The sequence below is a fragment of the Nocardioides sp. YIM 152315 genome, assembly GCF_029210375.1.
GTDB lineage: Bacteria > Actinomycetota > Actinomycetes > Propionibacteriales > Nocardioidaceae > Nocardioides.
Genome location: NZ_JARGER010000038.1, coordinates 45,780 through 58,420 on the forward strand (window position 1 = coordinate 45,780; position 12,641 = coordinate 58,420).

The 12,641-nt window shown below is 71.5% G+C and carries 13 protein-coding genes; 9 read left to right on the forward strand and 4 right to left on the reverse strand.

The genetic code is table 11. The annotated features are described in order from the left end of the window. Window positions 1–9 precede the first annotated feature (9 nt). Complete coding sequence (locus tag PZ894_RS14610; protein ID WP_275745871.1) at window positions 10–1,296, forward strand: DUF58 domain-containing protein; 1,287 nt, start codon at window positions 10–12, stop codon at window positions 1,294–1,296. Window positions 1,297–1,405: 109 nt separating this feature from the next. Here PZ894_RS14610 and PZ894_RS14615 read toward each other — a convergent pair whose 3' ends face one another. Beyond that, window positions 1,406–2,401: a stage II sporulation protein M gene (locus PZ894_RS14615; RefSeq protein ID WP_275745873.1), complete on the reverse strand. Its 996-nt coding sequence runs from the start codon at window positions 2,399–2,401 to the stop codon at window positions 1,406–1,408. A 24-nt stretch (window positions 2,402–2,425) separates the two neighbouring features. Between PZ894_RS14615 and PZ894_RS14620 the strand changes: the two genes are divergently transcribed. The 3 genes from PZ894_RS14620 to PZ894_RS14630 are packed head-to-tail and all read left to right on the forward strand — an operon-like array spanning window position 2,426 to window position 4,122. Further along, window positions 2,426–3,232, forward strand: a complete 807-nt coding sequence (locus PZ894_RS14620) for an RDD family protein (RefSeq protein WP_275745874.1) — start codon at window positions 2,426–2,428, stop codon at window positions 3,230–3,232. Next, complete coding sequence (locus tag PZ894_RS14625; protein WP_275745875.1) at window positions 3,229–3,684, forward strand: AraC family transcriptional regulator; 456 nt, start codon at window positions 3,229–3,231, stop codon at window positions 3,682–3,684. The genes PZ894_RS14620 and PZ894_RS14625 overlap by 4 nt, the downstream gene beginning before the upstream one ends. A gap of 9 nt (window positions 3,685–3,693) precedes the next feature. Beyond that, entirely contained in the window at window positions 3,694–4,122 is a 429-nt protein-coding gene (locus PZ894_RS14630; RefSeq protein ID WP_275745876.1) for a VOC family protein, read from the forward strand. A 52-nt stretch (window positions 4,123–4,174) separates the two neighbouring features. Here PZ894_RS14630 and PZ894_RS14635 read toward each other — a convergent pair whose 3' ends face one another. Then, on the reverse strand, window positions 4,175–5,371 hold the full coding sequence (locus PZ894_RS14635) for a S8 family peptidase (protein ID WP_275745877.1): 1,197 nt from the start codon (window positions 5,369–5,371) through the stop codon (window positions 4,175–4,177). A 492-nt stretch (window positions 5,372–5,863) separates the two neighbouring features. Between PZ894_RS14635 and PZ894_RS14640 the strand changes: the two genes are divergently transcribed. The 3 genes from PZ894_RS14640 (at window position 5,864) to PZ894_RS14650 (ending at window position 9,238) form a co-directional block, all read left to right on the forward strand. Next, complete coding sequence (locus tag PZ894_RS14640) at window positions 5,864–7,213, forward strand: ABC transporter substrate-binding protein (RefSeq protein ID WP_275745878.1); 1,350 nt, start codon at window positions 5,864–5,866, stop codon at window positions 7,211–7,213. Window positions 7,214–7,278: 65 nt separating this feature from the next. Next, window positions 7,279–8,241: a sugar ABC transporter permease gene (locus PZ894_RS14645; RefSeq protein ID WP_275745879.1), complete on the forward strand. Its 963-nt coding sequence runs from the start codon at window positions 7,279–7,281 to the stop codon at window positions 8,239–8,241. Window positions 8,242–8,308: 67 nt separating this feature from the next. Beyond that, entirely contained in the window at window positions 8,309–9,238 is a 930-nt protein-coding gene (locus tag PZ894_RS14650) for a carbohydrate ABC transporter permease (RefSeq protein WP_275745881.1), read from the forward strand. 26 nt (window positions 9,239–9,264) lie between these two features. Here the strand turns inward: PZ894_RS14650 and PZ894_RS14655 are convergent, their stop codons facing one another. Further along, a complete protein-coding gene (locus PZ894_RS14655; RefSeq protein WP_275745882.1) occupies window positions 9,265–10,641 on the reverse strand; it encodes a GH1 family beta-glucosidase in 1,377 nt (458 codons plus the stop codon). Between the two features lie 47 nt (window positions 10,642–10,688). Between PZ894_RS14655 and PZ894_RS14660 the strand changes: the two genes are divergently transcribed. Then, on the forward strand, window positions 10,689–11,708 hold the full coding sequence (locus PZ894_RS14660; protein ID WP_275745884.1) for a LacI family DNA-binding transcriptional regulator: 1,020 nt from the start codon (window positions 10,689–10,691) through the stop codon (window positions 11,706–11,708). On the opposite strand, the gene trmB is transcribed toward PZ894_RS14660, so the two are convergent. After that, window positions 11,674–12,405 carry a tRNA (guanosine(46)-N7)-methyltransferase TrmB gene (gene trmB / locus PZ894_RS14665; protein WP_275745886.1) on the reverse strand — a complete coding sequence of 244 codons (732 nt, stop codon included), beginning with the start codon at window positions 12,403–12,405 and terminating at the stop codon, window positions 11,674–11,676. The two genes, PZ894_RS14660 and trmB, sit on opposite strands and share 35 nt — an antisense overlap. 17 nt (window positions 12,406–12,422) lie before the next feature. On the opposite strand from trmB, the gene PZ894_RS14670 reads away from it, so the two are divergent. Beyond that, window positions 12,423–12,635, forward strand: coding sequence for a hypothetical protein (locus PZ894_RS14670; protein WP_275745888.1), 213 nt, complete (start codon window positions 12,423–12,425; stop codon window positions 12,633–12,635). Window positions 12,636–12,641 lie beyond the last annotated feature (6 nt).

A 12,641-nucleotide genomic window follows, 5' to 3' on the forward strand; every position in this document is an offset into this window, starting at 1 on the left:
GCCACGGCGATGGCGATCACCGGACGCGTCCCGCTGCTGCTTCTGCTCGGAGTGGTGGCGGTGCTGCTGCGCCCGGAGGCGAGCACGGCGTGGCTGTGGGTCCTCGCCGTCGGGATCCTGGTCGGCGTCGACGTGCTGCTCGCGCCGGCGCCGACGTCGCTGTCGGTGGACCGCCGCCCGATCGGCTCGCTCCGGCTCGGCGACCCGGCCACCAGCGTGCTCGTCGCCACGAACGGCACCCGCCGGCGCCTCACCGGCGTCGCCCGGGACGCCTGGCAGCCGACCGCCGGCGCCCGCGACAACCGGCACCGCCTCGCGCTCGCGCCGGGCGACCGGGTGCTGCTCCGGACGCCCCTCCTCCCCCGACGACGCGGCGACCTGCGCGCCGTCGGCGTCACCGTGCGGCTGCGCGGCCCGCTCGGCCTCGCGTCGCGCCAGGGCACCCGCCGGGTCGACGGGACGGTCCGGGCGCTGCCGCCCTTCGAGGCCCGCAAGCACCTCCCGAGCCGACTCGCCCGACTGCGCGACCTCGACGGCCGCGCCGCGGTCCGCGTCCGAGGCCAGGGCACGGAGTTCGACTCGCTGCGCGAGTACGTCCGCGGCGACGACGTCCGCTCGATCGACTGGCGGGCGAGCGCCCGCAGCCGCAACGTCGTCGTACGCACGTGGCAGCCGGAGCGCGATCGGCGCGTGGTGCTGGTGCTCGACACGTCGCGTACGTCGGCCGGCCGGATCGGCGACGTGCCGCGTCTCGACTCGGCGATGGACGCCGCCCTGCTGCTCGCCTCGCTGGCGTCGCGGGCCGGTGACCGGGTCGACTTCGTCGCCGGCGACCGCCGCGTGCGCGGCCGCCTGCGCTTCGCGGGCGCCCGCGACATCGCGGCGCGGCTCCAGGAGGCGATGGCCGATCTCGAGCCCGTGATCGCGGAGGCCGACTGGGACGGGCTGGCGGGGGCCGTCACCGGGTTCGGGCGACAGCGGGCGCTCGTCGTACTGCTGACGCCGCTGGAGCCGGCGGCCGTCGAGGAGGGGCTGCTGCCTGTCCTGCCGACGCTGACCCGCCGTCACCGGGTCGTGCTGGCGTCGGTGCGCGACCCCGAGCTCGAGCGGCTCGCGACCACGCGGGACGGGCTGGACCAGGTCTACGACGCCGCGGCCGCGGAGCAGGTGATCGCACGCCGTCGGCACACGGCCGGGCTGCTGCGCGCGCTCGGCGTCGACGTCCTCGACGCCGGCGACCTGCCGCCCGTGCTCGCCGACCACTACCTGTCGCTCAAGGCCCGCGGCCTCCTCTGACGTCGAATCGGGACTTTCTGCCAGTCGAATCGGGACTTCCGGCCACGGTCCTCCGGACTCAACTGGCCAGAACTCCCGACTCGAGCGGCAAAAAGTCCGGACTCAACCGCTACACCTGCGTGGCGACCCGGTCCTCGAGCAGCGCGGCGTCGAGGTCGCCGGTGTGGCCGCGCACGAACGCCTGCCGGCCGAGCACGAACACGTAGGCGAAGAAGACCGCCTCGGCGAGGATGCCGATGCCCACCCGCGCCCACGTCGGCAGCCCGGAGGGGGTCACGAACGCCTCGATGACGCCGCTGACCAGCAGCACCGCGACCAGGCCGAGGGCGACCGTCCCGGCGGTCCGGCCCTCCCGGGCGAGCGACTGCGTGCGGGTCAGCTCACCCGGCTCCACCCACGACCAGAAGAGCCGCAGGCCGACGCCACCGGCGACGAAGACGGCCGTGAGCTCGAGCAGGCCGTGCGGCAGGATCAGGCCCCAGAAGTGGGCTCCGTGATCGTGGCGGATCATGATCGAGCCGATGATCGCCAGGTTGGCGACGTTCTGGAACAGCAGCCACACCACCGGCAGGCCCAGCACGCCCAACGCGATGCAGAGCGCGGAGACCCAGGCGTTGTTGACCCAGACCTGGGCGGCGAAGTGACTCGCGGCGTACTCGCTGTAGTAGTCCTCGAAGTCGTGGCTGACCAGCTGCTCGACGTCCGCCTGCGACAGCAGGCCCTGCTCCACGTCGGGGTGGCCGAGCAGCCAGGCGATCATCACGCCGGTCGCGGCGACGTTCGCCACCAGCGTGCCGATCCACCACCAGCGCAGGCGGTAGAGGGCGGCGGGGAGGCGATCGACGAAGAACCGCCGCACCCCGCCCCACGTGGTCGTGCGCGCGCAGCTCGCGCGGTTGCGCGCCCGCGAGAGCAGCGAGGAGAGGTAGGCGACCAGCGTCGCGTCCGGCGCCGACGTGCGCACGACCGACAGGTGCGTCGCCACCCGCTGGTAGCGCTCGACGAGCTCGTCGGCCTCGGCCCCCGACAGCCGGCGACGTCGCGTGAGCTCCTCGAGCCGGCCCCACTCCGCGAGGTGCGCCGCGACGTACGCGTCGAGGTCCATGCGAGCACCCTAGACTTTCCAGCGATGCCGGCCCCGGAGTTCGCGACGCTCACGACCGACGACCTCGTCACCGGCGAGGCGGTCGCCCTCGACCTGCCGCCGGCCAGCCTCGGCGCCCGGATCACCTCGGGCCTCATCGACGTCGTGGCCACCTCCGCGCTGCTCGTGGCGCTGGTCCTCGGCCTCACGATCGCGGCGCTGCAGGCCGACGAGGCGCTGGCTGCGGTGGCGATGCTCGCCGCGATCATCGTGTCGGTGGTCGTCTTCCCGACCGCCATCGAGACCCTGACTCGTGGCAGGTCCCTCGGCAAGCTCGCGATGGGGCTGCGCGCCGTGCGCGACGACGCCGGACCGATCTCCTTCCACCACGCGTTCGTCCGCGCGCTGGTCGGAGTCGTCGAGATCTACGCGTTCCTCGGCAGCCCCGCCTTCTTCTGCGCGTTGCTCAGCCCGCGCGGCAAGCGGCTCGGCGACTACGCCGCCGGCACGTACGTCGTGCGCGACCGGGTCCGGCTGACCCTCGCCCCTCCCGTCCCGATGCCGCCGGCGCTGGCCGCGTGGGCCGCCGGCGCCGACATGACGGCACTGCCGACCGGCCTGGCGATGGCGGTGCGGCAGTACCTCGGACGCTCCCACCAGATCGAGCCGCACGCGCGCGCCGACCTCGGCGAGCGGCTCGCGACCGCGGTGGGGCGGCACGTCTCGCCACCCCCGCCGTCCGGCACGCCTCCCGAGGCCTATCTCGCCGCCGTCGTCGCCGAGCGCCGCGACCGCGACGCCCGCCGGCTGGCCCGCGAGGCCGACCTGCGGCGCCGCCTGGCGAGCCGATGACCCTGCGCGCACCCGGCGACGTGCTGGTCCACCTGCGCCGCGTCCGCGACCACGTCGACCGCCACTACACCGAGCCGCTCGACCTCGAGACGCTCGCGGGCATCGCCGGTCTGAGCAAGTTCCACTTCCAGCGGCTGTTCAAGGCGACCTACGGTCGCACGCCCGCGACGTACCTGACCGAGCGCCGCGTCGAGCGCGCCCAGGACCTGCTGCGCGCCACCAACCTCACGGTCACCGAGGTCTGCCACGCGGTCGGCTTCTCCAGCCTCGGGTCGTTCAGCAGCCGCTTCCGCGAGCTGGTCGGCGAGACGCCGAGCGACTTCCAGAGGCGGTACGCCGCCGGCGGCGCGCCACGCATCCCGGGGTGCTACATCTTCCAGTGGGGGCTGGCCGAACGCTCTGCGTCCGAACGCGCAAGCCAGGAGAAGCGGGGCGGCACCGGGGGCTCCTAGCGTGGACGCATGATCACCCACATCTCCATCGCCTCGGTCTTCGTCGACGACGTCGACGTCTCCCGCGACTTCTACGTCGACGTCCTCGGGTTCGAGCTCAAGGACGACATCACCCTGGGCGGGGGCTACCGCTGGTGCACCGTCAACCACCCCAGCCAGCCAGAGCTCGCCGTCCACCTCACGACGCCCGGCCCACCCTTCTCCGACGAGTTCGTCGCCGCGATGCAGCGTGAGCGCGCCAGCGGCGGCCTCAACGGGCTCGGGATGAGCGTCGACGACTGCCAGAAGACCTACGAGGAGCTGAGCGCCAGGGGCGTGGAGTTCCTCCAGAAGCCCGAGGAGCGCCCGTACGGCGTCGAGGCGCTGTGTCGCGACAACTCCGGGAACTGGATCGTGCTCGTCGAGCCGCGGGAGTTCACCGCGCAGGACTTCGCCTGAGCCTCCGCCTCGCCCCGGCCCTGACGGACCGGGGCAAGGCGGATCCGGCGAGTCAGAACCCGGTGTTCAGCAGCAGGTTCGGCGACCCGTTCGTGCCGGAGAGGACGCCCGGGGTGGCCGCGGCGAGGAGGACGTCGGTGACCGCGGCGGGCGACGCGCCGGGGTGCGCCTCGAGGTAGAGCGCGGCGGCGCCGGCCACGTGCGGCGTGGCCATCGAGGTGCCCGAGATGGTGTTGGTCGCCGTGCTGCTGCCGATCCAGTCGGACGTGATGTCCTCCCCGGGTGCGTAGAGGTCGACGCAGTCGCCGTAGTTGGAGAAGTACGCCGCCGCGTCCGAGCTGTTCGACGCCGCCACCGTGATGGCGGAGGCCGCGCGGCTGGGCGAGCCCAGGCAGGCATCGGAGGTCTCGTTGCCGGCCGCCACCGCGACGGTCACGCCCGCGCCGGTCATCGCGTCGATCGCGGAGTCGATGGCGGAGTCGGCGCCGCCGCCGAGGCTCATGTTCGCGACGGCGGGCCCGCCCCGGGCCGCCACCCAGTCCATGCCGTCGACGACGCCGGCCGTGGTCCCGCTGCCGTTGCAGTCGAGCACCCGCACCGCCACGAGCGTCACGTCCTTGGCGACGCCGTACGTCGTGCCGCCGACGGTGCCCGCGACGTGCGACCCGTGTCCGTTGCAGTCCTCGGTCCCGTTGCCGTCCCCGACGGCGTCGTACCCGCCCGCGAGGCGGTCGGCGTAGTCGCGGTGCGAGGAGTTGATGCCGGTGTCGATGATGTACGCCGTGACGCCGGCACCGGTCGCGTCGTAGGTGTAGCTGCCGTCGAGTGGCAGCTCGGCCTGGTCGATGCGGTCCAGCCCCCAGGTGGCGTCGGTCTGGGTGTCTTCGATCGACAGCACGCCGTTCTCCTGGACGAAGGCGACGTCCGGGTCCGAGCGGACGGCCGCGAGCTCGGCGGAGTCGAGCGTCGCGGAGAACGCTCCCACGTGGCGGTAGCTGTCGGTGACGGCGCCGCCCTCCGCGCGGACGTCCTGCCGGGTCGACCTCAGGTCGGTGGTCGAGGCTCCCGGGTCCAGCACGACGACGTACTGGCCGGGCACGGCGTCGGCGGCCCGGACCAGGGGCGCGCGTTGGCCGTCCCGCCCGGGCGCGGCGTCTGCGGGGGCACTCGCCGCCAGGGCGCCGAGCGAGCCGACGACCATGGTGGCCACGGCGGGGAGTGCTGCCTTCTTCGAGAGGTCGAGCAACATCGGGAACCTTCCGTCCTGGCCGGAACCGCCCGGCCGTGCGGCGCCGCCGGCGCCGGGCCGGAGACGGGCGGCACGCGGATCGGCCGCCGCTCCCGACCCTGCCGACGCGACCTGGTCTAGACCAAGGGGGATAACCCTTGATGTGGTCGAATCACCCCGGATCGCCGCAAGATCTCCTGGGATCCGGCCCCGACGCGGGACAGCGACCGCGCGCGCCGGGTGGTGCAGACCGCGCGTCATCAACCCGGATCAAATGCTGGAGATCCTGCGGCGCACCCGCTGGTCGCGGCGCTATCATCCGGCGGTGGGAGCGTTCCCATTGAAATGTGACCCGCGTTACAGAATCGTGACCGGGGTCCCTTGACGGACGCGCGCGTAAACGTTTGCATCGTTCCTCGACGGAGCGGGTTTCAAAGGCGCGCGGACCTAAGCGGACCTGCTGACAACCCAGAGAGGAATCCACGAATGCGATCACGCAACACGCGCAGGGGGATGGCAGCTGCCGCCGCCCTCGTGACTGCGGGACTCGTTCTCGCCGGCTGTGGCGGCGACGACGACGAAGGCGGCAGCGCCGGAGGCACGTCCCCGGGTGAGGGCAAGGCCGAGTGCGCCGACCTGACGGAGTTCGGTGACCTCACCGGCGAAGAGGTCAGCATCTACACCTCCATCGTCGCGCCCGAGGACCAGCCCTACATCGACTCGTTCAAGCTCTTCGAGGAGTGCACCGGCGCGAAGGTCGCGTACGAAGGCTCCAAGGAGTTCGAGGCCCAGCTGGTCGTGCGCGTCAAGAGCGGCAACCCGCCGGACATCGCGTTCGTCCCGCAGCCGGGCCTGCTCAAGACCCTGGTGGAGGACACCGGCAAGGTCGTAGAGGCGCCGCAGTCGGTGTCCGACAACGTCGACGAGTACTACGGCGAGGACTGGAAGGCGTACGGCACCGTCGACGGCAAGTTCTACGCGCCGCCGCTCACCGCCAACGTGAAGTCCTTCGTCTGGTACTCCCCGAAGATGTTCCAGGAGAACGGCTGGGACATCCCGACCACCTGGGACGACATGCTCGCGCTCTCCGACGACATCGCGGCGAGCGGCATCAAGCCGTGGTGCGCGGGCATCGGCTCGGGCGAGGCCACGGGCTGGCCGGCGACCGACTGGCTCGAGGACGTGCTGCTGCGCTCCGCCGGCCCGGACGTCTACGACCAGTGGGTCAACCACGAGATCCCGTTCAACGACCCCGCCGTGGTCGAGGCGCTCGACACCGTCGGCGGCATCCTCAAGAACGCCGACTACGTCAACGGCGGCTTCGGTGACCCGAAGTCGATCGCGAGCACCGAGTTCACCGACGGTGGTCTGCCGATCGTCGACGGCAAGTGCGCGCTGCACCGGCAGGCGAGCTTCTACGCCGCCAACTGGCCGGAGGGCACGAAGGTCGGCGAGGACGGCGACGTGTTCGCGTTCTACCTCCCGCCGATCAGCGAGGACTTCGGCAGCCCGGTCCTCGGTGGCGGTGAGTTCGTCACCGCGTTCTCCGACGACACCGCCGTCCAGGCGCTGATGACCTACATCTCCGGTCCGGAGTGGGTCAACGAGAAGGGCAAGGCCACTACCAACGGTGGCTTCGTCAGCGCGAACAAGAACCTGGACATCGCCAACGTGGCCAGCCCGATCGACAAGACGTCGGTCGAGATCCTCCAGAACCCCGACGCGGTCTTCCGCTTCGACGGCTCCGACCTGATGCCGGGTGCCGTGGGCGCTGGGTCGTTCTGGAAGGAGATGACCGCCTGGATCGGCGAGGACCAGAGCACGCAGGACACCCTCGACAACATCGAGAGTTCCTGGCCGTGATCAACCGCCCGCCGGCCGGTCGTCCGACCGGCCGGCGGGCCCTTGTCTGAACGGGAGTGCCTGGCATGTCCACTGGCGAGAAGTTCACCCAGATGCTCATCGCGATCGCGCTGTTCTTCGGCGTGGTCGCCGCGATCCTGCTGCTGACGCAACGCCTGCGCTCCCGACGAGGCGAGCTCGTGCAGTCCGCCGCCTTCGTGCTGCCGGCGGTCCTCCTGATCGGCGTCGGCCTGCTCTACCCCGCGATCGAGACGATCCGGCAGTCGTTCCAGAACGCCGCCGGCAACGAGTCGGTCGGGTTCGAGAACTACAAGACGATCTTCACCGACTCCAACCAGATCCGGGTGCTGCTGAACACCGCCGCCTGGGTCATCGTCGTGCCGATCGCGTCGACCGCGATCGGCCTCGTGTACGCCGTGCTGGTCGACCGCGCCAAGTTCGAGAAGTTCGCCAAGGCACTGATCTTCCTGCCGATGGCGATCTCCCTGGTGGGCGCGTCGATCATCTGGAAGTTCGTCTACGACTACCGCGAGACCGACGCGAACCAGATCGGTGTCGCCAACGAGGTCTTGAAGGTCCTCGGCTTCGACACCTACCGGTTCCTCTTCAACGAGCCGTGGAACACCGTCTTCCTGATCGTCATCATGATCTGGGTGCAGGCCGGCTTCGCGATGACGCTGCTGTCGGCCTCGATCAAGGCGATCCCCGACGACATCGTCGAGGCGGCCCGCCTCGACGGCGTGGGCGGCTTCAAGATGTTCCGCTTCATCACGGTGCCGAGCATCCGGCCGTCGCTCATCGTCGTGCTGACCACGATCAGCATCACGACCCTGAAGGCCTTCGACATCGTGCGCACCACGACCGGCGGCAACTTCGACACCAGCGTGCTCGCCTACGAGTTCTACGTGCAGAGCTTCCGTTCCTTCGACCAGGGACTCGGCGCCGCACTCGCCGTGCTGATCTTCGTCCTCGTGATGCCGATCGTCATCTACAACGTCCGTCAGATGCGCAAGCTGGAGGCACGATGAGACACCCCACGAAGTCGCTCCCTCCACTCGCTGCGCTCGCTCCGGTCACGACTCCGAGGGGACCCCGATGACTACCACCACCGCCACGGACGACCTCTCCGTCGAGCAGGCCGTGGAGCGCGAGAGCGTCTCCAGCAGCGCGCACAAGGCGCTGACCTCGCCCTGGGCGTCGCTGGCCGCGATCCTCATCGCCATCCTCTGGACGATCCCGACCTTCGGCCTGCTCGTCACGTCGTTCCGGCCGGAGGGGGACATCACCTCGAGCGGCTGGTGGACGATCTTCACCAACCCGAGCTTCACGCTCGACAACTACGACGAGGTGCTCAACGGCGACACCGCGCTGGCGACGTACTTCGTCAACTCGATCGTGATCACGATCCCGTCGGTGCTCATCCCGGTGAGCATCGCGACGATGGCCGCCTACGCGTTCGCGTGGATGAGGTTCCCCGGGCGCGACTTCCTCTTCGTCGCGGTCTTCGCGCTGCAGATCGTGCCGATCCAGGTGACGATGATCCCGCTGCTCACCCTGTACGTCGACCGGGGTCTGGCCGGCGCCGAGGCGCCCGGTGGCGGGTTCTACACGATCTGGCTCTCGCACTCGATCTTCGCGCTGCCGCTGGCGATCTACCTGCTGCACAACTTCATGCGCCAGATCCCCGGCGAGCTGATCGAGTCCGCGCGCGTCGACGGCGCCGGGCACGTCCAGATCTTCAGCCGGATCATGCTGCCGCTGATGACGCCGGCGATCGCGGCGTTCGGGATCTTCCAGTTCCTCTGGGTCTGGAACGACCTGCTCGTCGCGCTGGTCTTCGGCGGCGGCAGCCCGGACGTCTCGCCGCTGACCGCCCGGCTCGCCGAGCTCTCGGGCACCAGGGGGCAGGACTGGTTCCTGCTCTCCGCCGGCGCGTTCGTCAGCCTGGTGGTGCCGTTGATCGTCTTCCTGTCGCTCCAGCGCTACTTCGTGCGGGGGTTGCTGGCCGGAAGCGTCAAGGGCTGACCGGCCAGCGACCCACCGTCAGTCGGTCACGAGGAAGCGGAGCCGATGTGCTCGGCCAGCCAGTGGTAGGACGCCTTGGGCGTGCGGGCGAGGGTCTCGGCGTCGATGTGCACGACGCCGAAGGTCTTCGTGTAGCCCTCCGCCCACTCGAAGTTGTCGAGCAGCGTCCACACGATGTAGCCGCGCACGTCGGCTCCGGCCTTCCGCGCCGCCTCGGCGGCGCCGATGTGGTCGCGCAGGTAGTCGATGCGGTCCTGGTCGGCGACCATCGGCCGACCGTCCGGGCCGTCGACGAGCTCGTCGTCGGCACACGCCGCACCGTTCTCGGTGACCATGATCGGCAGGCCGGTGCGCTCGTGGGTCTGCACGAGGATCGCCTCCAGGCCGGAGGCGTCGGTCTCCCAGCCGATGTCGGTGCGCGGCTCGCGGACCACGAACGAGACCGGCGTGACGCCGGGGTAGGCCTCGACCTCGGGATGCACGTCGAGGCTCGGGTCGGCGAGCGTCGGCCGGAACGGCGTGTAGTAGTTGACGCCGATCCAGTCGGCCGAGCCGCGCACGAGCGCCAGGTCTCCGTCGCGCACCAGCGTGGAATCGGCGAGCTCGGGCGCGACGCGCAGCAGGCCCTCGTCGTACGCGCCTTCGGCGAGCGGCCCGGTCCAGATCCGGTTGCGTACGGCGTCGAGCTCGTCGGCGGCCGGGGCGGCCTCCGGGGTCTCGGGCCAGAACGGCGCCAGGTTGTGCACGATGCCGACGTCGGTCACGCCGGCCCCGTGCAGCCGGGCCGCGGCGAGGCCGTGGCCGAGGTTGAGGTGGTGGGCGGCCCGGTGGCCTGCGCCGCCCTCCTTGCGGCCCGGCGCGTGGATGCCCGCGGCGTAGCCGAGGTACGCCGCGCACCACGGCTCGTTGTGCGTCGCCCAGACGTGCACCCGGTCGCCGAGTCGCTCGTGGACGACCATCGCGTAGTCGGCGAACGCCTCGGCGGTGCTCCGCTCCAGCCAGCCGCCGCGGTCCTCGAGGGCCTGCGGCAGGTCCCAGTGGTAGAGCGTGGCGGTCGGCTGCACGCCGCGCGCCAGGGCGGCGTCGACCAGCCGGTCGTAGTAGTCCAGCCCGCGCTGCTCGACGGCGCCGGTGCCCGCGGGGACGATCCGCGGCCACGCGATCGAGAAGCGGTACCACCCCGCGTTCATCCCCACGACGAGGTCGAGGTCCTCCTCGTAGCGACGATAGGAGTCGCAGGCGACCGAGCCGTCCCGGCCGTCCCGCGTCGCACCCGGACGCGCCGCGAAAGTGTCCCAGATCGAGGCTCCGCGACCGTCCTCGGTCGTGGCTCCCTCGATCTGGTACGCCGCGGTGGCGGCGCCGAAGGCGAGGGTGGGTCCGTCAGGCAGGTACTGGGTCATGGGGAGCAGCCTAGACTCTTTACCGCGAAAGTGGGAGCGTTCCCACGATGACCAGCATCAAGGACGTGGCGCGCGACGTCGAGATGTCCACGGCGACGGTCTCGCGCGCGCTGCGCGGACTCGCGGGCGTGTCCGGCGAGACCCGGGCGCGCGTCATGGAGTCGGCGCAACGACTCGGGTACGTGCCCTCGCCGAGCGCCGCGGGCCTGGCCAGCGGGCAGACCCGGACCGTGGCCGTCGTGGTGCCGCGGGTCACCCAGTGGTTCTTCGCCGCCGTCGTCCAGGGCGCCGAGGAGGTGCTGCGCGAGAGCGGCTACGACCTGCTCCTCTACAACCTCGCCGGCGACGCGTCCGCACGCCACCGCGTCTTCGAGACCAGCCTGCTCACCAAGCGCGTCGACGCGGTGCTGGTGCTCAGCCTCAAGCCCAGCCCCGACGAGCGCGAGCGGCTGAGCCGGCTCGGGCGGCCGGTCACGATCGTCGGCGCCGACATGCCCGGCTGGGCGACCGTGCGCATCGACGACCGCGAGGCTGCGGCGACCGCGACCTCGCACCTCGTCGACCTCGGGCACGAGCGCATCGGCTACATCGGCGGCGCGACCGAGGGTGTCCTCGACTTCACCGCGCCGTCGGCCCGGTTGACCGGCTACCGCTGCGTGCTCGAGAAGGCCGGCGTCGAGTCCGATCCCTGCCTGGAGGCGGACGGCGGGTTCACGATCGCGGGCGGTCAGGAGGCGGCCCTGTCGCTGCTGCAGCGACCGGACCGGCCGTCCGCGGTCTTCGCCGCCTCCGACGAGATGGCGATCGGCGCGCTCCGCGCGGCGCGCGAGCTCGGGCTGCGGGTGCCCGAGGACGTCTCCGTCGTGGGCATCGACGACCACGAGATGGCGCGCTACTTCGACCTGACCACCGTCGCGCAACCGGTGCACGAGCAGGGCCGGGTGGCGGCCACGCAGGTGCTCGCCGCCCTGGCCGACGACGACTGGACGCCCGAGCAGGTGATCCTGCCGACCGAGCTCGTCGTACGTCGCACTACTGCCCGACGCGCACGTAGCGCAGGTCGGTGATCTCGCGACCCGCCGCGAGACCCTTGCGCTCGAACCTGGTGACCGGCCGCTCGGCCCATCGCTCGACGACGCCGCCCTCGAGCAGCGGCTCGGCGTCGAGCACCTCCACCATCTGCCCGGCGTAGTCGGCCCAGTCCGTGGCGAGCCGCCACTCGGCGCCGGCCGACAGCCGGCCGGCCGCCATGGCGGCGAACGCCGGCGTGACCAGCCGGCGCTTGTGGTGGCGCGTCTTGTGCCAGGGGTCGGGGAAGAAGGTCCAGATGCCGGCGAGGCTGTCGGGACCGACGAGGTGCTCGATCGACCAGACGGCGTCGACGCTGAGCAGCCGCACGTTGGAGAGTCCAGCCTCGCCGACGCGCCCCAGCGTGTCGGCCACGCCGGGGCGCCACACCTCGAAGACCAGGACGTCGTGGTCGGGCCGGGTCCGCGCGAGCTCGACGGTGGACTCCCCGATGCCGGCACCGATCTCGACGATCAGCGGCGCGACCCGGCCGAAGAGCTCGGCCAGCGAGAAGCCCGGGTCGTCGACCGCCTCGTCGGGCACCCACCAGCGCTCGGCGTACTCGTCCCAGGCCTGCTGCTGGCGCGGTGTGAACCGGTTGCCCCGGCGGGAGTACGTCAGCACCTCCCGCATCCGGCGGCCGTCCTCGGTCAGCCTGTGGTGCGGGCGCGCCGGTCGGCCCCGATCGTCGCTCATGGGCCTATCTTCCCTTCATGGTCGACCACACCCGAATCGCGTCGCTCCGCCCCCGGGAGGAGGAGCGCTTCGCCGCCGACCACCCGCGGTCTGCCGAGCTCGCCGAGCGCGCTCGCGGTGAGGCGGCGGCACTGGCCGTGGTGTCGCTTCATCAAGGGATGTGGCCGGAGCTGCGCTTCCCTCGACGTGCTCACCGTGGGAAGCGCGTGCCGGCCTTCATCCCTTGGTGAAACCGC

What these genes read in the sequence shown, in the direction of transcription:
- PZ894_RS14655 (WP_275745882.1), bottom strand. Translation starts at nt 10,641, where the DNA reads ATGACCCAGTACCTGCCTGACGGACCCACCCTCGCCTTCGGCGCCGCC.
- PZ894_RS14635 (WP_275745877.1), bottom strand. Translation starts at nt 5,371, where the DNA reads ATGTTGCTCGACCTCTCGAAGAAGGCAGCACTCCCCGCCGTGGCCACC.
- PZ894_RS14640 (WP_275745878.1), top strand. Translation starts at nt 5,864, where the DNA reads ATGGCAGCTGCCGCCGCCCTCGTGACTGCGGGACTCGTTCTCGCCGGC.
- PZ894_RS14670 (WP_275745888.1), top strand. Translation starts at nt 12,423, where the DNA reads ATGGTCGACCACACCCGAATCGCGTCGCTCCGCCCCCGGGAGGAGGAG.
- PZ894_RS14660 (WP_275745884.1), top strand. Translation starts at nt 10,689, where the DNA reads ATGACCAGCATCAAGGACGTGGCGCGCGACGTCGAGATGTCCACGGCG.
- PZ894_RS14625 (WP_275745875.1), top strand. Translation starts at nt 3,229, where the DNA reads ATGACCCTGCGCGCACCCGGCGACGTGCTGGTCCACCTGCGCCGCGTC.
- PZ894_RS14630 (WP_275745876.1), top strand. Translation starts at nt 3,694, where the DNA reads ATGATCACCCACATCTCCATCGCCTCGGTCTTCGTCGACGACGTCGAC.
- trmB (WP_275745886.1), bottom strand. Translation starts at nt 12,405, where the DNA reads ATGAGCGACGATCGGGGCCGACCGGCGCGCCCGCACCACAGGCTGACC.
- PZ894_RS14610 (WP_275745871.1), top strand. Translation starts at nt 10, where the DNA reads ATGGCGATCACCGGACGCGTCCCGCTGCTGCTTCTGCTCGGAGTGGTG.
- PZ894_RS14620 (WP_275745874.1), top strand. Translation starts at nt 2,426, where the DNA reads ATGCCGGCCCCGGAGTTCGCGACGCTCACGACCGACGACCTCGTCACC.
- PZ894_RS14645 (WP_275745879.1), top strand. Translation starts at nt 7,279, where the DNA reads ATGTCCACTGGCGAGAAGTTCACCCAGATGCTCATCGCGATCGCGCTG.
- PZ894_RS14650 (WP_275745881.1), top strand. Translation starts at nt 8,309, where the DNA reads ATGACTACCACCACCGCCACGGACGACCTCTCCGTCGAGCAGGCCGTG.
- PZ894_RS14615 (WP_275745873.1), bottom strand. Translation starts at nt 2,401, where the DNA reads ATGGACCTCGACGCGTACGTCGCGGCGCACCTCGCGGAGTGGGGCCGG.